Source organism: Thermopolyspora sp. NPDC052614 (assembly GCF_040678635.1).
GTDB lineage: Bacteria > Actinomycetota > Actinomycetes > Streptosporangiales > Streptosporangiaceae > Thermopolyspora.
Genome location: NZ_JBFATZ010000026.1, coordinates 30,966 through 57,560, shown reverse-complemented (window position 1 = coordinate 57,560; position 26,595 = coordinate 30,966). Strand labels below are relative to the sequence as shown.

The 26,595-nt window shown below is 70.8% G+C and carries 26 protein-coding genes; 15 read left to right on the top strand and 11 right to left on the bottom strand.

Annotation, left to right across the window (positions count from 1 at the left end):
* From AB0K60_RS34165 to tsaD, 7 genes are all read left to right on the top strand, one after another.
* The gene (locus tag AB0K60_RS34165; RefSeq protein WP_364064788.1) at window positions 1–1,053 is read left to right on the top strand and encodes an alpha/beta hydrolase; all 1,053 of its coding nucleotides are present in this window, start codon (window positions 1–3) and stop codon (window positions 1,051–1,053) included.
* Window positions 1,054–1,076: 23 nt separating this feature from the next.
* Complete coding sequence (tsaE, locus tag AB0K60_RS34160) at window positions 1,077–1,493, top strand: tRNA (adenosine(37)-N6)-threonylcarbamoyltransferase complex ATPase subunit type 1 TsaE (RefSeq protein WP_364064929.1); 417 nt, start codon at window positions 1,077–1,079, stop codon at window positions 1,491–1,493.
* Window positions 1,494–1,630: 137 nt separating this feature from the next.
* On the top strand, window positions 1,631–2,269 hold the full coding sequence (locus AB0K60_RS34155; protein ID WP_364064786.1) for a hypothetical protein: 639 nt from the start codon (window positions 1,631–1,633) through the stop codon (window positions 2,267–2,269).
* Window positions 2,266–2,823, top strand: coding sequence for a class F sortase (locus AB0K60_RS34150; RefSeq protein ID WP_364064783.1), 558 nt, complete (start codon window positions 2,266–2,268; stop codon window positions 2,821–2,823). The genes AB0K60_RS34155 and AB0K60_RS34150 overlap by 4 nt, the downstream gene beginning before the upstream one ends.
* Window positions 2,824–3,018: 195 nt before the next feature.
* Window positions 3,019–3,666 (top strand): tRNA (adenosine(37)-N6)-threonylcarbamoyltransferase complex dimerization subunit type 1 TsaB, encoded by a 648-nt coding sequence (gene tsaB / locus AB0K60_RS34145; protein ID WP_364064781.1) that lies wholly within the window; start codon window positions 3,019–3,021, stop codon window positions 3,664–3,666.
* 35 nt (window positions 3,667–3,701) lie between these two features.
* Window positions 3,702–4,130 (top strand): ribosomal protein S18-alanine N-acetyltransferase, encoded by a 429-nt coding sequence (gene rimI / locus AB0K60_RS34140; RefSeq protein ID WP_364064926.1) that lies wholly within the window; start codon window positions 3,702–3,704, stop codon window positions 4,128–4,130.
* Between the two features lie 71 nt (window positions 4,131–4,201).
* Window positions 4,202–5,233 carry a tRNA (adenosine(37)-N6)-threonylcarbamoyltransferase complex transferase subunit TsaD gene (tsaD, locus tag AB0K60_RS34135; RefSeq protein ID WP_364064779.1) on the top strand — a complete coding sequence of 344 codons (1,032 nt, stop codon included), beginning with the start codon at window positions 4,202–4,204 and terminating at the stop codon, window positions 5,231–5,233.
* An 18-nt stretch (window positions 5,234–5,251) separates the two neighbouring features.
* Here tsaD and AB0K60_RS34130 read toward each other — a convergent pair whose 3' ends face one another.
* From AB0K60_RS34130 to AB0K60_RS34105, 6 genes are all read right to left on the bottom strand, one after another.
* Window positions 5,252–6,484: a hypothetical protein gene (locus AB0K60_RS34130; RefSeq protein ID WP_364064777.1), complete on the bottom strand. Its 1,233-nt coding sequence runs from the start codon at window positions 6,482–6,484 to the stop codon at window positions 5,252–5,254.
* 90 nt (window positions 6,485–6,574) lie between these two features.
* On the bottom strand, window positions 6,575–7,789 hold the full coding sequence (locus tag AB0K60_RS34125; protein ID WP_364064775.1) for a class I SAM-dependent methyltransferase: 1,215 nt from the start codon (window positions 7,787–7,789) through the stop codon (window positions 6,575–6,577).
* 165 nt (window positions 7,790–7,954) lie between these two features.
* The gene (locus tag AB0K60_RS34120) at window positions 7,955–8,206 is read right to left on the bottom strand and encodes a hypothetical protein (RefSeq protein ID WP_364064773.1); all 252 of its coding nucleotides are present in this window, start codon (window positions 8,204–8,206) and stop codon (window positions 7,955–7,957) included.
* Window positions 8,207–8,504: 298 nt separating this feature from the next.
* Entirely contained in the window at window positions 8,505–8,714 is a 210-nt protein-coding gene (locus AB0K60_RS34115) for a hypothetical protein (protein ID WP_364064771.1), read from the bottom strand.
* 419 nt (window positions 8,715–9,133) lie between these two features.
* Complete coding sequence (locus AB0K60_RS34110; RefSeq protein WP_364064769.1) at window positions 9,134–9,379, bottom strand: hypothetical protein; 246 nt, start codon at window positions 9,377–9,379, stop codon at window positions 9,134–9,136.
* Between the two features lie 393 nt (window positions 9,380–9,772).
* Entirely contained in the window at window positions 9,773–10,015 is a 243-nt protein-coding gene (locus AB0K60_RS34105) for a hypothetical protein (RefSeq protein ID WP_364064766.1), read from the bottom strand.
* 482 nt (window positions 10,016–10,497) lie between these two features.
* Between AB0K60_RS34105 and groES the strand changes: the two genes are divergently transcribed.
* From groES to AB0K60_RS34090, 3 genes are all read left to right on the top strand, one after another.
* Window positions 10,498–10,812, top strand: coding sequence for a co-chaperone GroES (groES, locus tag AB0K60_RS34100; RefSeq protein ID WP_219545199.1), 315 nt, complete (start codon window positions 10,498–10,500; stop codon window positions 10,810–10,812).
* Window positions 10,813–10,927: 115 nt separating this feature from the next.
* Window positions 10,928–12,553, top strand: coding sequence for a chaperonin GroEL (gene groL, locus AB0K60_RS34095; RefSeq protein WP_364064763.1), 1,626 nt, complete (start codon window positions 10,928–10,930; stop codon window positions 12,551–12,553).
* A 436-nt stretch (window positions 12,554–12,989) separates the two neighbouring features.
* Window positions 12,990–14,027, top strand: coding sequence for a helix-turn-helix domain-containing protein (locus tag AB0K60_RS34090; protein ID WP_364064760.1), 1,038 nt, complete (start codon window positions 12,990–12,992; stop codon window positions 14,025–14,027).
* Between the two features lie 120 nt (window positions 14,028–14,147).
* Here the strand turns inward: AB0K60_RS34090 and AB0K60_RS34085 are convergent, their stop codons facing one another.
* The gene (locus tag AB0K60_RS34085) at window positions 14,148–14,348 is read right to left on the bottom strand and encodes a hypothetical protein (protein ID WP_364064757.1); all 201 of its coding nucleotides are present in this window, start codon (window positions 14,346–14,348) and stop codon (window positions 14,148–14,150) included.
* Window positions 14,349–14,536: 188 nt separating this feature from the next.
* Between AB0K60_RS34085 and AB0K60_RS34080 the strand changes: the two genes are divergently transcribed.
* On the top strand, window positions 14,537–14,914 hold the full coding sequence (locus tag AB0K60_RS34080; protein ID WP_364064754.1) for a DUF5319 domain-containing protein: 378 nt from the start codon (window positions 14,537–14,539) through the stop codon (window positions 14,912–14,914).
* On the opposite strand, the gene AB0K60_RS34075 is transcribed toward AB0K60_RS34080, so the two are convergent.
* A complete protein-coding gene (locus tag AB0K60_RS34075) occupies window positions 14,875–15,120 on the bottom strand; it encodes a hypothetical protein (RefSeq protein ID WP_364064752.1) in 246 nt (81 codons plus the stop codon). The two genes, AB0K60_RS34080 and AB0K60_RS34075, sit on opposite strands and share 40 nt — an antisense overlap.
* Window positions 15,117–15,743: a sigma-70 family RNA polymerase sigma factor gene (locus tag AB0K60_RS34070; RefSeq protein WP_364064922.1), complete on the bottom strand. Its 627-nt coding sequence runs from the start codon at window positions 15,741–15,743 to the stop codon at window positions 15,117–15,119. Before AB0K60_RS34070 ends, AB0K60_RS34075 begins: the two co-directional genes overlap by 4 nt.
* Before the next feature lie 1,043 nt (window positions 15,744–16,786).
* On the opposite strand from AB0K60_RS34070, the gene guaB reads away from it, so the two are divergent.
* Both guaB and AB0K60_RS34060 read left to right on the top strand, forming a co-directional pair.
* Window positions 16,787–18,268 (top strand): IMP dehydrogenase, encoded by a 1,482-nt coding sequence (gene guaB, locus AB0K60_RS34065; protein WP_364064749.1) that lies wholly within the window; start codon window positions 16,787–16,789, stop codon window positions 18,266–18,268.
* A gap of 72 nt (window positions 18,269–18,340) precedes the next feature.
* A complete protein-coding gene (locus tag AB0K60_RS34060) occupies window positions 18,341–19,462 on the top strand; it encodes a GuaB3 family IMP dehydrogenase-related protein (protein ID WP_364064746.1) in 1,122 nt (373 codons plus the stop codon).
* 21 nt (window positions 19,463–19,483) lie between these two features.
* Here AB0K60_RS34060 and nagA read toward each other — a convergent pair whose 3' ends face one another.
* Window positions 19,484–20,620: an N-acetylglucosamine-6-phosphate deacetylase gene (nagA, locus tag AB0K60_RS34055; RefSeq protein WP_364064743.1), complete on the bottom strand. Its 1,137-nt coding sequence runs from the start codon at window positions 20,618–20,620 to the stop codon at window positions 19,484–19,486.
* A gap of 206 nt (window positions 20,621–20,826) precedes the next feature.
* On the opposite strand from nagA, the gene glpD reads away from it, so the two are divergent.
* Complete coding sequence (glpD, locus tag AB0K60_RS34050; protein ID WP_364064740.1) at window positions 20,827–22,560, top strand: glycerol-3-phosphate dehydrogenase; 1,734 nt, start codon at window positions 20,827–20,829, stop codon at window positions 22,558–22,560.
* A gap of 10 nt (window positions 22,561–22,570) precedes the next feature.
* On the opposite strand, the gene AB0K60_RS34045 is transcribed toward glpD, so the two are convergent.
* A complete protein-coding gene (locus AB0K60_RS34045) occupies window positions 22,571–24,805 on the bottom strand; it encodes a WD40 repeat domain-containing serine/threonine protein kinase (RefSeq protein ID WP_364064737.1) in 2,235 nt (744 codons plus the stop codon).
* Window positions 24,806–24,982: 177 nt separating this feature from the next.
* Between AB0K60_RS34045 and guaA the strand changes: the two genes are divergently transcribed.
* Window positions 24,983–26,554 carry a glutamine-hydrolyzing GMP synthase gene (gene guaA / locus AB0K60_RS34040; RefSeq protein ID WP_364064734.1) on the top strand — a complete coding sequence of 524 codons (1,572 nt, stop codon included), beginning with the start codon at window positions 24,983–24,985 and terminating at the stop codon, window positions 26,552–26,554.
* Window positions 26,555–26,595: the final 41 nt, after the last annotated feature.

Genomic DNA, 26,595 nt, shown 5'->3' with positions numbered 1-26,595 from the left:
GTGAGCAGGCGGCGAAGGGTCGGGATCGCGGGGGCCGTCGTCGGAGCCGCTTCGGCGGGTGTGGCGACGGCGGCTCTGGCCAAAAGGTACGCCGTCGGGCGCATTCGCCTGCGTCCCGACCCCGAGGCGAGCGAGCCGTTCGGCGAGCTGCGCGGGCAGGAGGTGAACGTCACCGCCTCCGACGGCGTGCGGCTGCACGTGGAGCTCGACGGGCCGCAGGACGCGCCGCTGACCGTGGTGCTGTGCCACGGCTACACGCTCAATCTGGACTCCTGGCACTATCAGCGCCGCGACCTGCGCGACGCGTACCGGCTCGTGCTGTGGGACCAGCGCTGCCACGGCCGGTCCCAGCGCGACGGCGTCACCGACCGCACCATCGACCGGCTCGGCGACGACCTGCGCGACGTGCTCGACGCCCAGGTGCCGGGCCCGTGCGTGCTGGTCGGCCACTCCATGGGCGGCATGACCGTGATGGCGCTCGCGGAGCGGTATCCGGAGCTGTTCGGCGACCGGATCCAGGGGGTCGCGCTGATCTCCACCTCGGCCGGGAGGCTGGCGGAGGTGACGCTGGGCCTGCCCGCCCTGGTGGCCAAGGCCGTGCACCGGGTGGCCCCGCAGGCCGTCGCCGCGCTCGGCCGCCGGGCCGCCCTGGTGGATCGCGGCCGGCAGGTCGGCAGCGACGTGTCGTTCCTGGCGATGCGCCTGTTCGGGTTCGGCGACTCGCGCAACGTCAGCCCCACGCTCGTCGACTTCGTCGACACGATGATCCGCTCGACGCCGACCGACGTGATCGCCGACTTCTACCCGGCGCTGATGGCCCACGACAAGCTGTCCGCGCTGGACGTGCTGGACAAGGTGCCGACCTCGATCATCGTGGGGGACAAGGACTGGCTGACCCCGCCGGACCACAGCCGCGCGATCGCGGAGGTGGTGCCCTCGGCCCATCTGGAGGTGGTGGCGGGCACCTCCCACCTGGTGCAGATGGAGCGGCCCCAGGTGGTCAACGACGCGCTGCGCGACCTGCTCAAGCGGGTGCAGGGGGAGAACCGGTGAGGAGGGCGCGCACCGCCGAGGAGATGCGCGAGCTCGGCGCCGAGCTCGCCACCCGGCTGCGGCCCGGCGACCTGGTGGTGCTGTCGGGGCCGCTCGGCGCGGGCAAGACCACCCTGGTGCAGGGCATCGCCGAGGGGCTCAAGGTGCGCGGCCCGATCACCTCGCCGACGTTCGTGATCGCCCGCGTGCACCCGTCGCTGTGCGACGGCCCCGACCTGGTCCACGTGGACGCCTACCGCCTCGGCGGGCGGCTGGAGGTCGACGACCTCGACCTCGACGCGTCCCTGGAGGAGTCGGTGACGGTCGTGGAGTGGGGGGAGGACCTCGTCGAGGCGCTCAACGAGGACCGCCTGGAGATCGACATCGCGCCCGGCGAGTCGGGCGACGAGCGCCTGGTCACCATCACCGGGGTCGGCCCCCGCTGGTCCCGCGCGTCCTGATCGCCGTCTGATCTAGTCCGGATTACTCGCATGGAAGATCGCCTCAAGGGGGTTGGTCTATATTTTCGGGGTATGACGGTCAGCAGCAGGTAACGTGATCGGGCGGTCGGGTCAACGGCGAGGCGGGAGTGTGCGGCGTGCGCAAGATCGGTCAAGTCGCGTTGGCGGGAACGCTGGGTCTGCTCGGCACCGCCGCCTGTACGGCGGAGGCCCAGTCGACCTCCCCGAGCTCCACCCCGGCGGCCACGGCCACGGCCCCGGCGAGCCGCCAGCCGGTCCGGGTCGAGCTGAACCCGGCGAGGACCACCGGCGGCACCACCAAGTCCATCCGGATCCGGGCGTTCTGCCCGTTCCCGCAGGGCGGCACCGAATACCGGGCGACCGCGCGGTCGAGCGCCTTCACCGGCGTCGTCACGCTGGCCCAGCCCACCGTCACCCCGTCGGCGAACGGCGATGGCGCCACCCCCGCCACCCCCGAGGTGCGCGGCTTCGCCCTGCTGAGCGCCGACGCCAGGCCCGGCACATACAACGTCGAGGTCAGATGTGAGGGCACCAACGACACCGGCACCGCCCGCCTGACCATCACCGCCCGGCCGCGCTCCACCCCGACCCGCACCCGTACCACGATCCCGACCCGGGCCCCGCACGCGGGCGGCGGCGGCACCGCCGCGGGCGGCCCGGCCGAGGACTCCGGCATCCCGCTGCCGGTCACCGGGCTGGCCGCCGCGGCCGTGATCTGCGCCGGCGTCATGTTGGTCCGCCGCCGGGCGCGATGACCCAGTGGAAACGCGTCGTCGTGGCCGGTGTGCTCACGGGCACCGTTCTGTACGCCATCGTCGGCCGTGACGGGCAGGAGAAGAAGGAGGAGATCGCGTCGGCCCGCGTCGCCGCCGTGACGCCGCAGCGCATCGACATCCCGTCGCTGAAGCTCGACGCGCCGCTGATGAAGCTCGGCCTCACCAAGGAGGGCGACGTCGAGCTGCCGCCGTACGAGAAGCCGCAGATGGCCGGCTGGTACAAGAACAGCGTCGTCCCGGGGGAGCGCGGCGCCTCGGTCATCATCGGCCACGTCGACACCAAGAAGGCCGCCGCCGTCTTCTACCGGCTCCGCGAGGTCCGCAAGGGCGCCGTGGTCAAGGTCACGCGCAGCGACGGCAAGGTCGCCCGATACCGCGTCGACAAAGTCGAGCAGATCCCCAAAAACCGCTTCCCCGCCGAACGCGTCTACCTGGAGGACGGCCTGCGCCTGGTCACCTGCGGCGGCACCTTCGACTGGTCCCAGCACCAGTACCGCGACAACATCATCGTCTACGCCTCCCTGATCACGTAGCCCACCACCGGGTTCTGAGCCCCCTCGCCGCGACGCGCTAGCGTCGCATTGAACCCGCGAGGGGGCGCCGGTGTCTGGACTGACGAACGCAGGAGGCCCGCAGGGGCTCCGGAGTGAGGAGGGAAGACGCCGGGTTCTGAGCCCCCTCGCCGCGACGCGCTAGCGTCGCATTGAATACAGCTAGGATTTAGGTTTGTGCTGGTCTTGGCCTTTGACACCGCGACGCCTGCGGTAACCGCCGCCGTCCATGACGGCGACCGCGTCCTGGCGGAGCGCACGACCGTGGACGCGCGGCGGCACGGCGAGCTGCTCGTGCCCACGATCGAGGCGGTGCTGAGCGACGCCGGCGTTTCCCTGCGGGACGTCACGGCGATCGTCTCCGGCTCCGGGCCGGGGCCGTACACGGGTCTGCGGGTCGGCCTGATGACGGCGCAGGCGCTGTCCTCCACCACCGGTGCCCCGGCGTACGGCGTCTGCACGCTGGACGTGGTCGCCTACGCGACCGAGGTAGCCGGCCCGTTCCTGGTGGCGACGGACGCGCGGCGCAAGGAGGTGTTCTGGGCGTCCTACGACGAGACGGGCGCCCGGATCGGCGGCCCGGCCGTGGACCGCCCCGGCGCGCTGCCGCCCGACCTGCCGGTCGCGGGCGCGGGCGGGCGCCTGTACGCCGAGATCATCGGCCCCGAGCGGATTATCGGCCCCGTGTACCCGTCGGGCGCGGCCCTCGCCGCGCTGGCCGCCGGGCGGCTCGCCGCGGGGGCACCCTTCGACCCCCCGCACCCGATCTATCTGCGCCGCCCCGACGCCCGAGTGCCCGGCCCGGCGAAGAAGGTGACCGCGTGACCGAATCCGCCCCGGGGCCCTACATCATCCGGCAGATGACGGTCGAGGACATCCCCGAGGTGATGCGGCTGGAGCGGGAGACCTTCCCGCTCGACGCCTGGAGCGAGGGCATGATGCGCGGCGAGCTCGCCGACCAGCCGCGCACCCGGCACTACCTCGTCGCCGTCGCCGACGGCGAGATCGTCGCCTACGCGGGCCTCGCCGCCGCCGGCGACCAGGCCGACGTGCAGACGATCGCGGTGCGCGCGGAGCGGCGGCGCACGGGCATCGGCCGCGCGCTGCTGTCGGAGCTGATCGAGGAGGCGGTACGGCGCGGCGCCGAGTGCGTCTTCCTTGAGGTGCGCGCGGACAACCCGCCCGCCCAGGCGATGTACGAACGGTTCGGTTTCGAACGCATCGGCGTGCGCCGCCGCTACTACGACGACGGCACCGACGCCTACACGATGATGAAGAAGCTCCGATGACGCCTCGGGCGAGCAGCTCGACAGCAGCTCGACGAGGAACGGCTCGACGACGAACAGAAGGCTTGCTGACGATGGGTGACGCCCCCCTGGTGCTGGGCATCGAGACCTCCTGCGACGAGACCGGCGTGGGTCTGGTACGCGGTCACACGCTGCTGGCCGACGCGGTCGCCTCCAGCGTGGACGAGCACGCCCGGTTCGGCGGCGTGGTGCCCGAGGTCGCCTCGCGCGCCCACCTGGAGGCGATGACGCCCACGGTCGAGCGGGCGCTCGCCCGGGCCGGGGTGACGTTCTCCGACATCGACGCCGTCGCGGTCACCGCCGGTCCGGGCCTCGCCGGGGCGCTGCTGGTGGGCGTCGCCGCCGCGAAGGCGTACGCGATGGGCCTGGGCGTGCCGCTGTACGGCGTCAACCACCTCGCCGCCCACGTCGCCGTCGACCAGCTCGAACACGGCCCGCTGCCCAAGCCCTGCGTGGCGCTGCTGGTCTCCGGCGGGCACTCCTCGCTGCTGCTCGTCACCGACGTGGCGCGGGAGGTCATCTCGCTCGGCTCGACGGTCGACGACGCGGCGGGCGAGGCGTTCGACAAGGTGGCCCGGGTGCTGGGCCTGCCGTTCCCGGGCGGCCCGCACATCGACCGCGCCGCCGGCTCCGGCTCGGGCGCGGCGATCGCCTTCCCGCGCGGCAAGTACGACGACGGCACCTTGGACTTCTCCTTCTCCGGCCTGAAGACGGCGGTGGCCCGGTGGGTGGAGGCGCGCGAGGTGAACGGCGAGCCGGTGCCGGTCGCCGACGTGGCGGCCTCCTTCCAGGAGTCGGTCGTCGACGTGCTCACCCGCAAGGCGCTGCAGGCCTGCGCGCGCTACGACGTCAAGGACCTGCTCATCGGCGGCGGCGTGGCGGCGAACTCCCGGCTGCGCGCCCTGGCGCAGGAGCGCTGCGACGCCGCGGGCGTACGCCTGCGCGTCCCCCGCCCGGGCCTGTGCACCGACAACGGCGCCATGGTCGCGGCCCTCGGCGCGGAGCTGGCGATCGCGGGACTGCCGCCGTCGTCCCTGGAGATCCCGGCCGACTCCTCGCTGCCGGTGACGTCCGTCCGCGTCTGACGACCGACGACGACGGGGTCAGTCCTTGCCGTTGCGGGTGGGACGCAGCAGCGCCTCGGCGAGGGCCAGCATGGTCTCCTCAAGCGCGCCCAGCCGGCGGGTGACGGCGGCGGTGAACTCCTCCCGGTCGGGGCGCGCGTTGACGGCCTCCAGGAGGGGGACCAGGTGCGCGGCCGTGCCGGCGAGCCGTTTCTCCACGGCGTCGAACCGCTCGGCCTGGCCGGCCCGCAGGTCGGTGACGGCCTGCAGGAGCAGGGTGCGCAGCTCGCCGAGGTCGAGGGTGGCGGGAAGCTGCCCGATGCGCTGGTTGACCGCCTCGACGTGGTCGTCGATGAGGTCGAGGCGCTCGTTGACCTGTTCGGAGCGGGTGTCGGCGACGGCGAGCCGGTTGTCCACGCCCAGCATGCGGCTCTCGATCGCCAGCATGCGTTCCTCGAGCGCGGTGAAGCGGTCGTCCTGGCAGCCGACGCGCGCGTCGACGGCGGCGAGGCGGCCGTCGAGCCCGGCGAGCCGCGCGTCGATGTCCCCCAGGCACTCGTCGGTGCTCTCGACGCGGCCGTCCAGCGTGTCGAGCCGCCGGTCGAGGCTGCCGAACCGGTCGTCCAGGTGGGCCTCCAGGCTCTCGACCCGGCTGTAGACCTCATCGACGCGCCCGGCGGACTGCTCGACGGCGGCGGTGAGGCTCTCGGAGAGGTCGAGCACCCCGCCCTCCAGGCGCTCGCCGCGCAGGGTGAGCTCCGCGACCGCCTTGTCCAGCCGCGAGAACCGCCCGGCCGCGGCCTCCATGCTCGCCTGCAGCTGCGCCAGCCGCCCGGTGAACTCGGTCATCTGGGCGGCGATGCCCCGGGTGCTGTCGAGGACCGCGTGCAGGCCGTCGATGCCGCCGCGCAGGCCGTCCACGCCGCCCCGGACGCCGTCGATGTGCAGCTTGACGGTGTCCACCTGCTCGCGGACCACGTCCACGTGCCGGGCGAGTCCCTCGGCCCACGCGGGCGGCTTGCCCGCGAGGTGCTCCAACCGTCCGCTGACCGTCTCCAGCGTGCCGCTGAGCCCGCCGAGTTCGCGTTCCCTGACCTCGCGGAGCAGCCATTCCATGCCTTCGAGCCGCTGCCGGATCTCGTCGAGCACGGCGCCCTGGGTACGCTGCTCGTACACATGGTCCTGAGCCGCGCGGGCGAGCAGCTCGCGCATGCGGTCGCTGATGGCGGTCTGGCTCCCCGCCTGCAGCAGGGTGTGGTTGGCATGGTCCACGGGTGGGCTCCTTCGATCGACGCCGGCACGCGCGCTGACCAGTAGTACTGGGCGACACGGCGGCGCGCGTCGGACTTTGAAAGATCGTGACTAGCCGTGGACGGCCGGGTTACGCATAGGCGCGCAGATCATGGCATATGGCTTATCGACGATTCGGGTGAGCACGACGACGGCGGATCGGTCTCCCGAGAGGCGCAGGTCCTTGCGCAGCCGCTCGACGTCCACCGCCGAGCCGCGCTTCTTGATGGTCAGCTCGCCGACGTGGCGCTCGCGCAGCGCCGCGCGCAGCCGCTTGCCGGAGAAGGGCAGCACCTCGGAGATCTCGTAGCCGGACGCCCAGGGGGTATCGACCGCGTCGTCGCCGGTCACGTAGGCGATGTTCGGGTCGAGGAGCCGGCCGCCGACGAGATCGGCCACCTCCGCCACCAGGCCCGCCCGGATGGCGGCGCCGTCGGGCTCGTAGAGGTACCTCGCGATGGGCCCGGTCTCCGCCCGCCGCGGGGCGCCGACCCCGGTGAGCGTCTCGCCGTACGGCAGCAGCGTGGCCCGGCGGGTGAGTTGCGGGCCGTGTCCGGGGAGGAAGCCGCCCAGCCAGAGCACGGCCTCCTTGACCTCGCCGCCGAAGGACACCCATTCCACCTCGGCGCCGTCCGGGACGAACTCGTACGGCAGCCCGGGAGCCGCCTTCACACAGGCCGCCGCCGCCGACCCGGTGAGCTCAAGCACGGCGGGCCACGGCGGCGAGTACGCCAGCGGGTCGAAGATCCGCGACCCCGACCGCCGACGCCGCGCCGGATCGGCGAACACGACCCCGTACGCGGCGGGATCGACGTCGGCGGCGTCCGCCCGGCGGACCCGGACCCCCGTCAGGCCGAGCGCCTCGGCGTTCGCCCGGGCGACGGCCGCCGTCAGCGGGTCGAGATCGACCGCGTCCACCGCGCATCCGTGCCGGGCGAAGGCGATCAGGTCGCCGCCGATCCCGCAGCACACGTCGGCCACGCCGCCGCCCTGTCCGAGCGCGGCGACCCGCCGCGCCCTGTGGTCGGCGACCTCCGCCCGGGTCGCCTGCTCCAGCCCCTCCGCCGTGAAGTACATCCGCCCGGCGTCGGCGCCGAACTTGCGGGACGCCCGCCGCCGCAGGGCGGCCTGGGTCAGCGCCGCCGAGGTGGTCGCGGTGTCGTGGCTCCTGCGCATCGTCGTGGCGGCCCGGACCTCGTCGCCGCCCTCGGCGAGGAGCGCCTCGGCCTCGGCCAGGGCCTGCTGCCCGCGGGGCGTGAGGAGCGTCAGGAAGGCGTCGAGATCCACCCCCGCACTATAGGCGAGGTGAGCCACGGCGGCCCTGGCGCCGCCGGACGGCGAGAAGGGTGGACACCGTGGCCTCTGCCAGGATGCCCACCCTCCGAGGTGTCGTTCAGTACCGGGTTTTCGCCACCCGGGTCTTTGCTACCCAGGTTTTCGCTACCCGGGTCTTCAGTACTGGACCTTGCGGACGCCGCAGTCCACACGGTCACGGTTGACGGGCGTGACCGGGGTGAGCGGGGCGACGAGGACGAGGACCTCGTCGATGCCGCGGTTGCCGCAGACGACCACGTTTCCGGACTGCTGCGCGATGTTGATGCCTTTTCTGTGCACCGGGTGCTTGTCGGCGTGCGCCGGAGGGACGAAACCGAGACCGGCGAACGCGGCCGCGGCCGCCCCGCCGAGAACGATCTTCTTGAGCACGGAGGTCTCCTCATCGATGTCGGTCGGAATTTCGGCCCGGAACACCTGCGGTTGCCGGGCCGTGAGTTAGTAGACCGCCCTGTGCGGGCGATATCAAGCGACACGCATCGCGCTTTACCAAAGAAACCGCAATGCGTTGTCCGATCAAAGTCCGGTCGAAAAAGAACGAACACCGTGCCTCGGCGCGGTGTTCGTTCTTTTTCGGTACGTCTCGGCCTGCCGGCCCAGGGGTCGTCTACGGAATAAGCGGTCTCATCGGGCGCAATCCGATAGACGGATCGGGATGATTATTCCCGTACTAGCCGTTGTGCACCTGGACGCCGCAGTTCACCGGCTCCCGGTCCGCGCTGGTCACCGGGGTGAGCGGGATGATGGGAACGAGGATGTCGCCGATCGCCTGGTTGCCGCAGATGGCCGTGTGGTCGGCGCCGGCCATGGCCGTGCCCGTGACGCCCACGGTCGAGAAAGCGGCCAGGGCGGCGGTGCCCAGCACAAGCTTCTTGAGCATGTCGGTCTCCTTGAGATCGAGTTTCGATTCCGATGCGAACCGTTCCCGGCTCGAACCGAAGGCAAGTGAATCCAGTGCGGCGGCGGATGGCAAGCGGATTATGCGTACCGCGGCGTAAAGAAAGCGTCAGCGAAAAGAATGTTCTGGCATCTCCGCCCATTTGTGCCGCTCGGGCGTTTCGTCGGTCCCGAACGCGAAAGAGCGGCACCGCGGTCTCGCCGCGATGCCGCTCCGGTGCACCGGTCTATGAATTCAGGCAGAACCCCCGCGAAGAGGTCATTCATCCCTCACTGTCCGGCGACACAGCTCTCTGACGCCGATGTCCCTCGCGACCTCGGTCCTGGCGCCCTCGCCGGCGCGCGGACCCGGTCGTCCCCGTGACTCCCGTCCGACCTGCGGGCCGGGGAAGGGGCGCCGGATCAGTGACGCTGCAGGACCTGGATGCCACAGTCCACCGGCTCGCGGTCGGCCGTGGTCACCGGGTTGAGGTTGAGGATGGCGACCGTGATGTCGCCGATGGCCTTGTTGCCGCAGACGGTCACATTGCCGTTCTGCTCTGACACGTTGACGGTGCGACCGTCCCAGGGGTTCGCCATGGCCGGGGTGGCGAGACCTCCAGTGAGGGCCGTGAGCGCAACGCCTCCGAGTACGAGCTTCTTCAGCATGTCAATCTCCCGATCGATTGAGATTTCGGCTCGAACCACTTGATGGCCGAGCGGGAATCAGTTAATCCAGGTGCGAACCAGATAGCAAGCAGACGGCCCGGTGCGACATCGTAAAAAAAGACCAAACCGCTTCCGAATGGTATGGACGGAATGTCGCCCATCGGGCATGAAAAGTGGGCGCCCCCGCTTCGGAAGAGCGCCCACCATTCCTTCCGGCCTTTCGCGAATCATCCGGGATTCGCGCGTCCGCCGGCCCGGGTGTGCGGTCGAAGCTTTCCCGGCACGAGCCCGATTCTTTGCCCGAGACGTGTGCGTGAGGACGACCGCCGGCGGGACCGCCGGACGGCGTCGGCCACTAGGTCGGCTACCAGTGCCTTTTACTGGTGCCGGTTACTAGTTCTGAACGGCCTTGAAGCTGCAGTCCGTGGCGTCGTTGCCCCCGTTGGTCAGAGGACCGAGGGTGATGAGGCCGAGGGTGATGTCGCCGATGACCGAGTTGCCACAGACGAGAACATTGTCGTTCTGCGACGAGGTGTTAATGTGCGAGGGCGGCCACGGGCCCGCCTGGGCGGGGGTGGCGAGACCGAAGCCCGCGATACCGGCGACAGCGCCTACGGCGAGGAACTTCTTGAGCATTTCTTTCCCCTGAGTGTTCTGATTGCTGTGGCCCATTCCTTCATGAAGTCTGAGCGGTATCAGTAGACATCGCACTTCGCTCGAATGGCAAGCGAATGGCTGTAAAGAAATGCTAAGCATGCACAAGTGGATGAATGCCGCAAAAATGGACTTTTGGGATGACGTTTTTCGCGTTGTACGCGATATCCGTCTGGCGAACCCCCGTCGAGGACAAAGACTCCAGCGGGACTCGGTGAGGACCGCTCGCGCCCGCCTCCGGCCCCGTCCCCGCCGTGCGGAGCTCGGCCCGAGCAAAGCTGATCATGCTTCCTGACCTGCGTGGCGGGTTCGTGTTGACTGTGCTGAGCCGCTTGCATACTGTTTCGTGTTGGCACTCTCGACGTGAGAGTGCCAACCAAGCGACGAGGCAGGTCTGACACCCGCGACGGCAGGCCGGCTGGTCGCCTCTTCAGCTCAACGACGCAATCTGAAGGGGAGGTCCGATCGTGACGACCGCCACCAAGGTTCCGGTTAAGCCGCTCGGGGACCGCATCGTGGTCCAGCCGCTCGAGGCCGAGCAGACGACCGCCTCCGGGCTGGTCATCCCTGACACGGCCAAGGAGAAGCCCCAGGAGGGCAAGGTGCTCGCGGTGGGCCCGGGCAACTGGGACGAGGATGGCGAAAAGCGCATCCCGCTCGACGTCTCCGAGGGCGACATCGTCCTGTACAGCAAGTACGGCGGCACCGAGGTGAAGTACGGCGGCGAGGAGTACCTCGTGCTCTCCGCCCGCGACGTGCTCGCCATCATCGAGAAGTAAAGCTCGCCGAGCCATATCGCGATGACGTGTCGAGCCCCGGGCCAACGCCCGGGGCTCTGATGCGCTCAAGCCGCTCGAACGCGACGTGGAGCGTCGCAACGAATAGGAGTGCTTAATGCCGAAGATCCTGGAGTTCGAAGAGGACGCACGCCGCGCGCTCGAGCGTGGCGTGAACGCCCTCGCGGACGCCGTGAAGGTGACCCTCGGCCCGCGTGGCCGCAACGTGGTCATCGACAAGAAGTTCGGTGCCCCGACCATCACCAACGACGGTGTCACCATCGCCCGCGAGATCGAGCTGGAGACCCCGTACGAGAACCTCGGCGCCCAGCTCGCCAAGGAAGTGGCGACCAAGACCAACGACATCGCCGGTGACGGCACGACCACCGCGACCGTGCTCGCCCAGGCGATGGTCCGCGAGGGCCTGCGCAACGTCGCCGCCGGCGCGTCGCCGCTGTCGCTCAAGCGTGGCATCGACGCCGCCGCCCAGGCGGTCAGCGAGCGCCTGCTCAACTCCGCCCGCCACGTCGAGGACAAGAAGGAGATCGCGAACGTCGCGACGATCTCCGCCCAGGACGCGAACATCGGCGGCCTGATCGCCGAGGCGTTCGACAAGGTGGGCAAGGACGGTGTCATCACCGTCGAGGAGTCCAACTCCATGGGCATGGAGCTGGAGTTCACCGAGGGCATGCAGTTCGACAAGGGCTACCTGTCGCACTACATGGTCACCGACCAGGAGCGCATGGAGGCCGTGCTCGAGGACGCCTACGTCCTGCTGCACCAGGCCAAGATCTCCTCGATCGCCGACTTCCTGCCGCTGCTGGAGAAGGTCGCCGCGACCAAGAAGCCGCTGCTGGTCATCGCCGAGGACGTCGAGGGGGAGGCCCTGGCCGTCCTGGTGACCAACAAGATCCGCGGCACGTTCACCTCGGTCGCCGTCAAGGCGCCCGGTTTCGGCGACCGCCGCAAGGCGATGCTGCAGGACATGGCGATCCTCACCGGCGGCCAGGTGGTCAGCGAGGAGATCGGCCTCAAGCTGGAGTCCGTGGGCCTTGAGGTGCTCGGCACCGCCCGCCGCGTCGTCATCACCAAGGACAACACGACGATCGTCGACGGCGCCGGCGACCTGGCCGCGATCGAGGACCGGATCCGCGAGATCAAGCTGGCGATCGAGCAGACCGACTCCGACTGGGACCGCGAGAAGCTGCAGGAGCGCCTCGCCAAGCTGTCCGGCGGCGTGTGCGTGCTGCGCGTCGGCGCGGCCACCGAGGTGGAGCTCAAGGAGAAGAAGCACCGCCTGGAGGACGCGATCTCGGCCACCCGCGCCGCGATCGAGGAGGGCATCGTCTCCGGCGGCGGCTCCGCGCTCGTCCACGTCAGCAGCGACCTGGACGACCTGGGCCTCACCGGCGACGAGGCGACCGGCGTGTCGATCGTGCGCCGCTCGCTGGTCGAGCCCGCCCGGTGGATCGCCGAGAACGCCGGCCGCGAGGGCTACGTGGTGACCAGCAAGATCGCCGAGCTGCCCGCCAACCACGGCTACAACGCCGCCACCGGCGAGTACGGCGACCTGATCGCCGACGGCGTGATCGACCCGGTCAAGGTCACCCGCTCCGCCGTGCAGAACGCCGCCTCCATCGCCGGCATGCTGCTGACAACCGAGGCCCTCGTGGTGGACAAGCCCGAGGAGGAGGCTCCGGCCGCCGCGGGCGGCCACGGCCACGGCCACGGTCACGGCCACTGAGCGAGCGCCCGCTGAGCGAGCGCACGACCAGAGCGCCTTATCGCACACGGCTCGCGCCCCTGGATGGGGTGCGAGCCGTGTGTCTTTTGACAGACGTGTTTCGCAGGCGTGCCTTCGCAGGCGTGTTGCACAGACATGTTCACGGACGTGTTTTCACGAACGTGGGGGACCGGACGACGGACGCGTCCGATCCCCCTGTGGTGACGACAAGGCCGCGGTCCGGCGGCCATAAGACCCCCTCCGCGCTCGAATGACCGCCGAGCGTGCATTCGTCGCCACGTACCGTAATGCTCCACGTGTCGATGCTTTGCCCGCAAGGTGAGAAGGTGCAGATGCAGCAACCTGTATCCGATCGCTCACAAAGGCGGGGACCGGCGGACAAGAGGGAGAAGTCGAGTTACTCTCACGACACTCTCTGTGACACTTGGAGTCGGTCATGCGCCCCCAGACCCAAATGATCGAGGACCTGCTGCAGCCTCTCGGCCTGACCGCGTCCCAGGCCGCCGTCTACATCGCGTTGCTGCGCCTGCGCCTGGCGTGCGCGGCCGAGGTGGCCGAGGCGGTGGACCGGCCCGAGGGCCGCGTCGAGCCGGACCTGCGGACCCTGGTACGGCTCGGCATCGTCGAGGACTGCAACGGTCGCTACCTCGCCCGCCATCCGGCCGCCGCGCTCGGCCGCCTGATCGCCCCCCGCCTGGACCGGATCGCCGCGGAGAGCCGCCGGATCGACGAGCTGCTGGCCTCGGTGCGCATGCTGGCCCGGCACCACGACGCCGGGCAGGACTACCACGGCGCACGGCTCGCGGTCGATCTGATCAGCGGCGCGGACGCGCTGCGCGCCACCATGTCCGAGGTCGCGATGGCGCGGCCGCCCGCGGATCTGATCTCGGTGATCCCCGACCACCGGACCGTGCACGACCTGGCGCACAAGTACGCCGACGAGTGGGTGCGCGCCCAGCGCGAGGGGGTGATCTCCTCCCGGGTGATCCTGCCGGTCTGCACGGTGACCCTGCCGGGCGCGCACGACCTGCTCACCCGGCTCACCGACGCGCGGGCCCGGATCCGGACCCTCGACCGGCTGCCGAGCTGGTATGTGGCGATCGGCGACGACGCGGCGTGGCTGCCCGTGCAGTGGGGAGGCAACCTGCCCGACAGCGCGTACCACTTCTGCCTGGTGCGCTCCCCGCTGATGGTGTCCGTGCTGCGGGCGTTGTTCGAGGAGCTGTGGGCGAGGGCCGTGCCGCTGTCGCGGCCCGAACGCAAGGACGGGGTGGTCCGGGTCCTGCGGCTGGCGGCCCAGGGGATGTCGGATGAGATGATCGCCCGGCACCTCGGCGTCTGCGTGCGGACCGTCCGCAGCAGGTTCGCCGAGGCGATGGCCGAGCTGGGCGCCCGCTCGCGCTTCCACGCGGGAGTCGAGGCGACGCGCCGGGGGTGGCTGAGCGTCTGCGGCGGGAGCCATCGGCCCATGTGAGCGCCCCATGTGAGTGCCCCATGTGAGCCCGGGTTGAGTGCCCCGGGTTGAGCGCCCGGGTGAGCGCCCCACGTGAGCCGGGAGCGGCCGCGCGGGCCGGCCGCTCCGCCGCATCCCGCCCTAGCCGAAGCTGCCGAGCAGCCTTCCGAGGAGCCTGCTGATCGGGTCGCTCGGCCGATCGTCCGATTCATCCGAGTCGGGGCCCGTCAGATCGACGAGCCAATGCGAGTCGGTCGGCTCGGGCGAGTCGGCCTGGACGGCGACCGGAGTCAGGAATACGGCCCCGGCACAGGCCGAGGCGATGAGAAGACGGCGGAGCATCTGTTTCCCCCTGAAAAGCTGAAAAGCCCCGATACGGAAGCGGCATCGGCAACAATCCGCGACCGGATAATTACCGTGCGTGCGCGAATTAGTATGGCATTCGCCGCCTCCATGTCCAACTTCATCGATCAATGCGGTCGGCGATAGCACTCGACGAGACCCGGTGCATGCGTCATAGGGTGGGATCCGTGCTGGAAGACGTCCCCCGCGATCCGTTCGCGGATGACCCGAACGATCCCGCCGCCGCGCTCGGCGAAGCCGAGAACGCCGATCCGCTGAGCAGCTCGGAACGGCAGGAGGCCCTCAGCGACCTCGCCGACGTGGAGGTCTTCCGTTCCCTGCTGGAGCCGCAAGGGGTCCTCGGTTTGGTGCTGGAGTGCCCGGAGTGCGGAGAGCAGCACTACTTCGACTGGGATCTGCTGCGCGGCAATTTGCGGCAGATGATCCAAGAAGGCCGGCCACAGGTTCACGAGCCGGCCTTTCAGCCCGATCCGGCGGACTATGTGAGCTGGGATTACGCCCGCGGCTACGTCGACGGCGTGATCGACACCGAGGAAAGCCGCTGATCGACGTCGTTGACCAGGGCGGTGAGCAGCCGGATGGCCGCGTCGCCGGTCCTGGCGCCCGCGCCCCACGGGCCGTGCTCCCGGCGGGCGAGCATGCTCAGGAGCCTGTCGGTCCTGAGCACCTCGGCGTCCTCCGGCTTCGGCCCGTGCGGGTCACGTCGGGCCCCGTAGGCCCTGCCGAACAGCGGATCCCTGCTCATGGTCACGCAATCGACTCAAGGTCGGCCAACTCCCGCAACCGGGCCAGTGCCCGATGCTGCGCGACCCGTACCGCGCCTGCTGACATACCCAACACATTACCGGTCTCCTCGGCCGACAGCCCCGACACCACCCGCAGAATGAGCAGTTCGCGTTGGGTGTCGGGAAGCCGGGAGAGGAGCTCGCGCGCCTGCGCGGCCTCGGTGTGGCGCACGACGGTCTCCTCCGGTCCGGGCCCCTCGTCGGGCCCGTCGGGAAGGTCCTGTGTGGGCACGGCCGAGCGCACGGAGCTGCGCAACGCGTCGGCGACCTTGTGCGACGCGATGCCGAACACGAACGACGCGAAGGGACGGCCGATGTCACGGTAACGCGGCAACGCGGACAGGACGGCGATGCAGACCTCCTGCGCCACGTCGTCCGCGATGTGGTAGTGACCGGAAACCCTCCCCAAGCGTGCCCTGCAGTAGCGCACGACCATCGGGCGAAGCTGCCCGAGCAACGATTCGATCGCTGTGCGATCCCCCTGTACGGCAAGGCTTGTCAGTTCCCTGAGGTCGGACTCATCCGATCTCGTCGCAAGCCTCACCCCTGTTACGGCGTCGGCGACGCATCCCTCGGTCACGTTAGGCATGATGCCTGCCACGATCGTGGATGTCGTCATATCGGACGGCTACGGATTGGTCACATTGATGCGTCGATTGCGGAAGGTAATCGACTGAACACGATACTGGTGAACATTTCATGCCCGGCCCTTATAGTCGTATATCCCATTGATCACGTACCGTCGATCCGTCCTTCACACCGCATTGCCGCTTTGTTTGGTTCGCCGCGCAATTGCGCGAAATCGGGCGGCGAATGAGCGCCACGCGCGAGGGTCCCGCGGCTCCGGTGCGCCGCTGGGGGCGTACGCGCGAGCACGGCGAGACCGGGCGGGTGGAGTGCGGCCCCGCAGGGCTTGTCGTGCTCTTATGGATGTTCATGGATGTCGAGGGCGCCCACGAGCCACCCCGCCCCGACTTGACGAACTCGCGTACTGTGATAGACATATAGCGCTTCGTGACGGAAAATCCGATGCGCGTCCGGCGGGCCGTCGTGCCGCTCGGCGACGAGAGGCGACCGTCCGGCGCACGCGTCTTTCATGGCCGCCGGGTAGGGAATCGGCGGCCGAGTCAAGACGGCCATACGGCGGACACGCCATGCTCTTCGCGGCCGGGCGGCCTTTCCTTCCCGCAGCCAATTGCGGTCAACGGGTATCAACCGGTATCAACGGGCGTCGCCCGCGGTCGGGCAAGGGTTTTCCGGATAAATCCCAGCATCCCGCGTGAAAGTTGTTTGGCGCCACATATTCGGCCCCGGGGGCATTGCTTTCCCGATCGCTCGCGGACGGCACCGCAAGCCAATGGCCGAAGCGTGAATTGCCGGATCCCCCGCGCCCCCCGCCCGTCCCCACGCACGCCCCGGTCCGGCCGCGCGCCCCGGCCCCGCCGCCGCCCTCGGCGCGGCACGCCGCCACCCGACGCGGGCATGCCGCATGTTTCGGCGATATTTCGGTCCTGCTCATGGACGCGGCGGCCCGGCGGACGCCCGTCCGCGCGCCGGTGAGGCGCTCGGTGACGGGCCGATAAACTGAGCCGAGGGGCGCGGCGGCCCGATCACGGCACTAGGGGGTTGCGGATGGCCAGGTTCACCGAGCCGGGGCTCACGTTCGACGACGTGCTGCTCGTCCCGGCCTATTCCGATCTGCAGCCGGGCGAGGCCGACACCACCACCCGGCTGTCGCGCGGCATCACCCTGCGCATCCCGCTCGTCTCCGCGGCCATGGACACGGTCACCGAGGCCAGGATGGCGGTCGCGATGGCCCGGCAGGGCGGCATCGGCATCCTGCACCGCAACCTCTCGGTCGAGGAGCAGGCCCAGCAGGTCGATCTCGTCAAGCGGTCCGAGGCGGGCATGGTGACCAACCCGGTCACCTGTTTCCCCGACGACACCCTCGCTGACGTTGAGGCCCTGTGCGCCAAGTACCGCATCTCCGGGGTTCCGGTGATCGACGCGACCGGCGTGCTCGTCGGCATCGTCACCAACCGGGACATGCGCTTCGAGACCGACCACAGCCGCCCGGTCCGCGAGGTGATGACCACGATGCCGCTGGTGACGGCCCCGGTCGGCGTCTCGCGCGAGGAGGCCTTCCGCCTGCTGCGCGCCAACAAGGTGGAGAAGCTGCCGCTGGTCGACGACGGCGGACGGCTGCGCGGCCTGATCACCGTCAAGGACTTCACCAAGAGCGAGCAGTACCCGCTGTCCACCAAGGACGCCGACGGCCGCCTGGTCGTCGGGGCCGCGGTCGGCGTGGCGGGCGACGCCGACGAGCGCTGCAAGGCGCTCATCGAGGCGGGCGTCGATGTGATCGTCGTGGACGTGGCGCACGGCCACTCCCGCGGCCTGTGCGACATGGTCGCCAAGGTCAAGGCCAACTCCGCCGTCGAGGTGATCGGCGGCAACGTGGCCACCCGCGCCGGGGCCCAGGCACTGATGGACGCGGGCGTCGACGCGGTCAAGGTCGGCGTCGGCCCCGGCTCCATCTGCACCACCCGCGTGGTGGCCGGCGTGGGCGCCCCCCAGGTGACCGCGATCCACGAGGCCTCTCTCGCCTGCGGCCCGGCGAACGTGCCGGTGATCGGCGACGGCGGCCTGCAGTACTCCGGCGACATCGCCAAGGCGATCGCGGCCGGCGCCGACACGGTGATGCTCGGCAGCCTGCTCGCCGGCTGCGAGGAGTCGCCCGGCGAGCTGATCTTCATCAACGGCAAGCAGTTCAAGTCCTACCGGGGCATGGGCTCGCTCGGCGCGATGCGCAACCGCGAGCGCGGCGGCAACTCCTACAGCAAGGACCGCTACTCCCAAAACGACATCGCCACCGAGGACAAGCTGATCCCCGAGGGCATCGAGGGCCAGGTGCCCTACCGCGGCCCCGTCGCCGCCGTGGCGCACCAGCTCGTCGGCGGGCTGCGCCAGGCGATGTGGTACACCGGCTCGCGCACGATCGAGGACCTGCGCACCCGCGGTCAGCTCATGCCGATCACGGCCGCCGGCCTGAAGGAGAGCCACCCCCACGACATCCAGATGACGGTCGAGGCCCCCAACTACCACGGCCGCTGACGGTGTCGTCGGCGGCATGGTGATGTGAGGCGTGGTGGGAGGCGTGTTGGATGTGATCGGAGAACGAAAGCGATGAGCCAGGTGGAGATCGGGCGCGGCAAGAGCGGGCGGCGGGCGTACGCGCTGGGGGAGATCGGCATCGTGCCGTCCCGGCGTACCCGCGACCCCGAGGAGGTGTCGATCAGCTGGCAGATCGACGCCTACCGGTTCGACCTGCCCGTCGTGGTCAGCCCGATGGACAGCGTGGTCTCGCCCCCCACGGCGATCGAGATCGGCAGGCTGGGCGGGCTCGCCGTCCTCGACCTCGAAGGGCTGTGGACCCGGTACGAGGACCCCACGCCGCTGCTTGAAGAGGTCACCACGCTCAGCCAGGAGGCGGCGACCAAGCGGCTGCAGGAGATCTACAACGCCCCGATCAGCGACGAGCTGATCGGCCGCCGCATCGAGGAGATCCGGGCGGCGGGCGTCACCACCGCGGCCCGGCTGTCGCCGCAGCGCACCGTCCAGCACCACAAGGCGGTGATCGATGCCGGGGTCGACATCTTCGTCATCCGCGGCACCACGGTCTCGGCCGAGCACGTCTCCGGCCGGGCCGAGCCGCTCAACCTCAAGCAGTTCATCTACGAGCTCGACGTGCCGGTCATCGTCGGCGGCTGCGCGACCTACACCGCGGCGCTGCACCTGATGCGCACCGGCGCGGCCGGCGTGCTGGTCGGCTTCGGCGGCGGCTCGGGCCACACCACCCGCACCGTGCTCGGCGTCGCGGTCCCGATGGCCACGGCGATCGCCGACGTGGCCGCGGCGCGCCGCGACTACCTCGACGAGTCGGGCGGCCGGTACGTGCACGTGATCGCCGACGGCGGCATGCGCTTGTCCGGCGACATCGCCAAGGCGATCGCCTGCGGCAGCGACGCGGTCATGGTCGGCTCCCCGCTGGCCCGCGCCGTCGAGGCCCCCGGCAAGGGCTACCACTGGGGCTCGGAGGCGCACCACGCCGACCTGCCCCGCGGCGCCCGCGTGGAGGTCGGCACGATCGGCACCCTCGCGCAGATCCTGCACGGCCCCTCGACGCTCGCCGACGGCTCGATGAACCTCATGGGCGCGCTCAAGCGCACCATGGCCACCGCCGGCTACTCCGACCTGAAGGAGTTCCAGCGCGTCGAGGTCGTCGTCGCCCCCCACACGGGCTCCTGACGAGGCAGACCCTGAGAAGGGCTAGAAGGGCGGAACCACCCAGGTCCCGCCCTTCATGACCGCGTCGACCGCCAGGTCGTCGGAGAGCACGAGCAGGTCGGCGTCCTTGCCGGCGGCGATCGAGCCGACCCGGTCGTCGACGCCGAGCACCTGGGCGGGGGTCAGCGCGGCGGCGCGGGCGGCCTCGGGCAGGGTGAGGCCGACCTCGCGTACGGCGCGGCGGAAGGCGACGTCCATGGTGAGCGTGCTCCCGGCGATGGCGCCGCCCTCGGCGAGGCGGGCCACGCCGCCGGACACCTCGACGGCCATCGGCCCGAGCCGGTAGGAACCGTCCCCGAGCCCGGCGGCGGCCATCGCGTCGGTGACCAGGGCGACCCGGTCGGGCCCGGCGGTCGCGTGCGCGAGCCTGAGCACCGCCGGATGCACGTGCACCCCGTCGTTGATCAACTCGACGGTGACCCGGTCGTCCTCCAGCAGGGCCGCGATCGGCCCGGGCCGCCGGTGGTGCAGCGGCGGCATCGCGTTGAACAGGTGGGTGGCCACGCTCCCGCCCGCCTCGATTCCGTCCAGCGTCCGCTCGTAGCTCGCGTCGCTGTGCCCGAGGGCGGCGATCACCCCCTGCCGCGCCGCCAGCCGGATGACGTCGAGCGCCCCGGGCAGCTCGGGGGCGATCGTCAGCATCCGCACGTGCCCGCGCCCGGCCTTGATCAGGGCCGACAGCTCGGCCGGGTCCGGGTCCCGCAGCAGCGCCGGGTCGTGCGCGCCGCACCGGGCGGCGGAGATGTACGGCCCCTCCAGGTGGATGCCGGCGAAGACGCCGTCGTCGCACAGGTCGGCGAGCACTCCCACGGCCCGCGCCAGATCGTCCGGCCCGGCCGTGACCAGGCTGGCCACGCCGGTGGTGGTGCCGTGACCGAGGTGGAACCGCGCCGCCCGCGCCGCCTGCTCGGCGTCGGCCGCCGGGTAGGACCCGCCGTCGCCGCCGTGATGGTGCAGGTCCACGAAACCCGGCAGCACGTACCGTCCGCCCAGATCGACGCCGTCGCCCGGCGCGGCGCCACGCCCCACGTGGGTGACGAGGCGGTCCTCGATCGTCAGCCAGCCCTCCCGTACCTCGTCCGCGAGCACGAGGCGGGTGTTCGTGAGTGTGATCCCCATGGGATCAAGCATCACAGACCCGCGCCCCGGGCGGGGGCAGGGGGATTCGCCGCCGGTCAGCGGGTAAAACGACAGTACGGTCAAGCCTAGACAGAATGGGTGAGGGTGTCGGCCCGGAAGGCTCCACGGGGAGACGACGACCGGCAGGTGCGAGGCGGCCCGAGCGGCCGGAATCCGAATTGCAGGGGGGCGCGATGACGGTGCGCATGGGCACAGCCAGCCTCGGTCCGGCCGAGCGCGCGGCGGCGCTGGCGCGGATGGAGGCCGAGGAACTCGACGTGGTCGTGGTCGGCGGCGGCGTGGTCGGCGCGGGCGTCGCGCTCGACGCGGTGACCCGGGGCCTCACCGTCGGCCTGATCGAGGCGCGCGACTTCGCGTCGGGCACCTCCTCACGCTCGTCCAAGCTGATCCACGGCGGCCTGCGCTACCTGGAGCAGTACAACTTCGACCTGGTGCGCGAGGCGCTGCAGGAGCGCTCGCTGCTGCTCCAGCGCATCGCGCCGCACCTGGTGCGGCCGGTGCCGTTCCTGTTCCCGCTCACCCACCACGTGTGGGAGCGCGCCTACGTGGGCTCGGGCCTGGTCCTGTACGACTCGCTCGGCTTCACCCCGGGCAGCACCCGGGGCGTGCCGGGCCACCGCCACCTGTCCCGCGGCCGCGCCCTGCGCCTGGCCCCGGCCCTGAAGCGCTCCGCGCTCACCGGGGCGGTGCTGTACTGGGACGCCCAGGTCGACGACGCCCGCTACGTGGTGACCCTGCTGCGCACCGCCGCCGCGTACGGCGCGCACGTGGCCTCGCGTACCCAGATGGTCGGCTTCCTGCGCGAGGGCGAGCGGGTCACCGGCGTGCGGGTGCGCGACCTGGAGACCGGCCGCGAGGCCGACGTGCGGGCCCGCCAGGTGGTGAACGCCACCGGCGTGTGGACCGACGAGATCCAGGGCCTGGTCGGCGGGCGCGGCCAGATCCACGTGCGCGCGTCCAAGGGCATCCACCTGGTGGTGCCCCGCGACCGCATCCACTCCTCGACCGGGATCATCCTGCGCACCGAGAAGTCGGTGCTGTTCGTCATCCCCTGGGGTCGGCACTGGATCATCGGCACCACCGACACGCGCTGGGACCTGGACCGCAGCCACCCGGCCGCCTCCCGCTCCGACATCGACTACGTGCTCGACCACGTCAACGCCGTGCTGGCGGTGCCGCTCACCCGCGACGACGTCGAGGGCGTGTACGCCGGCCTGCGCCCGCTGCTCGCCGGCGAGTCCGAGGAGACCTCCAAGCTGTCGCGCGAGCACGTGGTGACCCACCCGGTGCCCGGCCTGGTGATGGTGGCGGGCGGCAAGTACACCACGTACCGGATCATGGCCAGGGACGCGGTGGACGCCGTGGCGCACGGTCTCGATCAGCGGGTCCCGCCGTCGTGCACCGACCGGATCCCGCTGGCGGGCGCCGACGGCTACCCGGCGCTGTGGAACTCCCGTTACCACCTCGCCGAGCGCTCCGGCCTGCACGTCGCCCGCATCGAGCACCTGCTGCATCGGTACGGCACGATGATCGACGAGGTGCTCACGCTCGTCGCCGAGGACCGCTCGCTCGCCCGTCCGCTGGCGGGCGCCGACGACTACCTGCGCGCGGAGGTCGTGTACGCGGCCACGCACGAGGGCGCTCGGCACCTCAACGACGTGCTGACCCGCCGTACCCGGATCTCCATCGAGACCTTCCACCGGGGCGTGGGCGTGGCGCAGGAGGCCGCCGAGCTCCTCGCCGGGCCGCTCGGCTGGGACTTCGACCAGGTCAAGCGCGAGGTGGAGTACTACACCAAGCGCGTGGAGGCCGAGCGGTCCTCCCAGGAGCAGGACACCGACCAGGAGGCCGACGCGATCCGCCTGGGCGCGCCGGAGATCGTTCCGGTGCCGCCGCCGGACAAGCGCCCGGTGCGCTGAGGCGCGCGGGTCAGCCGGCGTTCTCGCGCACGTAGTACGGGCCGATGTCGTCCTTGGCGCTGGTCTTCAGCAGCACCCGCAGCGCGGTGCCCCGCAGGTCGATGACGTTGACCTGGTTGCCGCCGTCGGCGGACGCCGCCCAGCAGTACAGGTGCTCCTCGTCGTACCAGCCCAGGATCTTCGTGCACGAGGAGGAGATCGAGGTCGTCCGGTTCCCGGTCGCGGTGTCCCAGACGCAGTCGCCGCTCTCGCCGGTGGGGCATCGGGTCACGAACGACTTGCCGGACGGCGAGAACAGCCCGGTCGAGGTGTTGTACGGCGCGCCGATCCCGGTGATCTCCCGTGTCTTCTTGCCGTCGAGGTCGTAGAACCGCAGGCCGTACGCCTTGCCGTCGGTGAAGGAGGTGACCACCTCGTTCTCGTCGGCCGTCCAGTAGAACCGGCCGTCCTTGATGGAGCCGTCGAGGATCGTCGTCGTGTTGGCCTTGCCCGCGACGACGTCCACGACGATGAACCCGATCGTGGTCCAGTCGGCCTTCTTGGGGTCCTTCATCGTCAGCAGCAGCCGCTTGCTGTCCTTGCTCCACTCGGCCGAGTCGTACGTCAGCGGCGACTTGACCAGGTCGACCGAGCGCAGCTCGCCGCTGCGCCGGTCGATGATGTCGATCGCGTGATAGCCGCGCGAGGTGTACTTCTTGGTGCGCCCCGCCTCAAGGGTGCGGTCCGGGGAGACCGAGATCGTCCAGTACTTCTCCGAACGCGTGAACGACCCGGTGCGCGACGTGCGCGGATAGTTGACCCACTGGTCCTTCTCGCGCTCGATGTCGAAGTAGGCGAGCGAGATCGCGTCCCCCGGATGCTCGTACGCGGTGGCCTGCACGTCCGGCAGCTTGGTCTCGGTGACGCCCGCCGTGGGCACGGCGGGGGTGGGCGTGGGCGTGGGCGTGCTCGCGGGCGTGGGCGAGGTCCCGGCCACGATCTCGCCGCCGCCTCGCCCGTTCAGCGCCACGGCGATGCCGACCATGGTGAGGGCGACCGCCACGCCCGCCGCCGCGCCCGCGATCGCGAACTTGCGCCCGGACGAGCGGCGCGGCGATTCGACGGTGGGCGGCCCAGAGAGGTGATACGGAGTGTGAGGCCCGGGTGGTCGTGAATTGCCCTGGTTGCCCTGGTTGCCCGGGTAGCCCGGGTAACCCTGATAGCCCTGCGGCCCCGGGTGACCGTGCGCGGGCGGCGGCGGATAGCCTCCCGCGCCCGCCGGGGCGGGCGTCGCCCACGGCGGCGGCTCCGGCGTCGTGGGAGGAAGCCGCTGCCCGGAAGGCCCGGGAGGCCCAGAAGGCCCGGAAGACACGGCGGGATCGGAGGCCGCGGCCGGCTCCCCGTGCGGCGTGGCCGCCGCCGCGGCGGCCTCGTGCAGAATGGCCGGCCCCGCCGCCGACGAGTGCTGCAGCAGCCGCAGCAGCACCTGCTCGGCGGTGGGACGACGCGACGGATCCTTGTCCAGGCAGGCCGCGACGATGTCGCGCAGCGTGCCGTGCAGGCCGTCGAGGCTCGGCGTGGCGTTCAGGATCCGGTTGATCACCGCGGGAAGCGTGTCGCTGCCGAACGGCGCGTCGCCGGTGGCCGCGTACACGATCGTGCTGGCCCAGGAGAACAGGTCGGCAGGCGGCCCCACGCTGTGCCCGGTGAGCTGCTCGGGGGCCATGTACGACGGCGTCCCCACCGGCCGCGAGCTGAGCGTGACGGCGGTGTCGAGCGCCCTGGCGATGCCGAAGTCGATGACGCGCGGCCCGTCGGGCCCCATCAGCACGTTGGCGGGCTTGAAGTCGCGGTGCACGATGCCGGCCTGGTGGATCGCGGTGAGCGCGGTCGCGGTGCCGACGGCGAGCCGGTGCAGGCTCGGCCCGCTGCGCGGACCGGACTGGATGACCAGGTTCTGCAACGACGGCCCGGAGATGTACTCGCTGACGATGTACGGCCGGTCGTGCTGAAGTCCCGTTTCGACGATCTGGGCGGTGCAGAACGCGGCGACGCGCTGCGCCGAGGCGACCTCGCGCAGGAAGCGCTCCCGCGAGACCGGATCCCCGGCGAGATCGGACCGCAGCCACTTGATCGCGAATTTCTCCCCGGACGAGTTCTCGCCCAGATAGACGACGCCCTGTCCGCCTTCGCCCAGACGTCCGCGAAGATCGTAGGAGCCCAGGCGCCCGGGGTCCCCCGGCCTCAGCGGCGAAGTATCTGGCATACCTGCGATTCTCGCGTCTGCCGCGCGTCGTGGGCCACTTGTCACCGAAGAGCAATGTCTTACCCTGGCGCGAAGTGCCGTTTCGTTACCGGAATGTTCTCCTTGACCGTTCCGCCGCCCGGCCCTGCCCAGGGCACGAAACGGGTGCCCGTAAACTGTGAGCCCTATCCCGTACGCATGGAGGGCCTCCCGGTGTCTGACTTCGACACGGTCTTGGTGGTCGATTTCGGAGCGCAGTACGCGCAGCTCATCGCGCGCCGCGTGCGCGAGTGCCACGTCTACTCCGAGATCGTCCCCTCGACGATGCCGGTGTCGGAGATGCTCGCCCGTAAACCGAAGGCGATCATCCTCTCCGGCGGCCCGTCGTCGGTGTACGCCGAGGGCGCGCCCGCCGTGCCCGACGGGCTGTTCCAGGCCGGGGTGCCCACGTTCGGCATCTGCTACGGCTTCCAGGCGATGGCCCAGGCCCTCGGCGGAGAGGTGGCCAGGACCGGGATCGCCGAGTACGGCCGCACCCCGCTGACGGTCGCCCGCGAGGGCGTCATCTTCGCCGGGCTGCCCGCCGCCCAGTCGGTGTGGATGTCCCACGGCGACAGCGTCCGTACCGCCCCCGAGGGGTTCGCCGTGACCGCCTCCACCGAGGCGACGCCGGTGGCCGCGATGGAGGACCCCGAGCGCGGCCTGTACGGCGTGCAGTTCCACCCCGAGGTGCTGCACACCGAGCACGGCCAGGCGGTGCTCAAGCACTTCCTCGACGCGGCCGGCTGCCGCCCCAACTGGACCATGCTCAACATCGTCGAGGACGCGGTCGAGGCGGTGCGCGAGCGGATCGGCCCCGAGGGCCGGGCGATCTGCGCGCTGTCGGGCGGCGTGGACTCGGCGGTCGCCGCCGCGATCGTGCAGCGGGCCATCGGCGACCGGCTGACCTGCGTGTTCGTGGACCACGGGCTGCTGCGCAAGGGCGAGGCCGAGCAGGTCGAGCGGGACTTCGTGGCGGCGACCGGGGTGAAGCTGCGCGTCGTGGAGGCCGCCGACCGGTTCCTCAAGGCCCTGTCCGGCGTCACCGACCCCGAGACCAAGCGCAAGATCATCGGCCGCGAGTTCATCCGCGTCTTTGAGGACGAGCAGCGCGCGATCATCGCCGCCGCCGACGCCCCGGTCGACTTCCTCGTGCAGGGCACCCTGTACCCGGACGTGGTCGAGTCCGGCGGCGGCACCGGCACCGCGAACATCAAGTCGCACCACAACGTCGGCGGGCTGCCCGAGGACCTGGAGTTCACCCTGGTCGAGCCGCTGCGCACGCTGTTCAAGGACGAGGTGCGCCGGGCAGGCGAGGAGCTGGGCCTGCCGGCGGCGATGGTGTGGCGGCAGCCGTTCCCCGGCCCCGGCCTCGGCATCCGGATCATCGGCGAGGTCACCCGGGAGCGGCTGGACATCCTGCGCGAGGCCGACGCGATCGCCCGCGAGGAGCTGTCCCGCGCGGGCCTCGACCGGGACATCTGGCAGTGCCCGGTGGTGCTGCTCGCCGACGTACGCTCGGTGGGCGTGCAGGGCGACGAGCGCACCTACGGCCATCCGGTGGTGCTGCGGCCGGTGACCAGCGAGGACGCGATGACGGCCGACTGGGCGCGGGTGCCGTACGAGGTGCTCTCGCGCATCTCCACCCGCATCACCAACGAGGTCCGCGAGATCAACCGGGTCGTGCTCGACGTGACCAGCAAGCCGCCGGGCACCATCGAGTGGGAATGATTGGCTCCCTGGCACCCCTATTCGGCCGGTAGTCCAGTTTG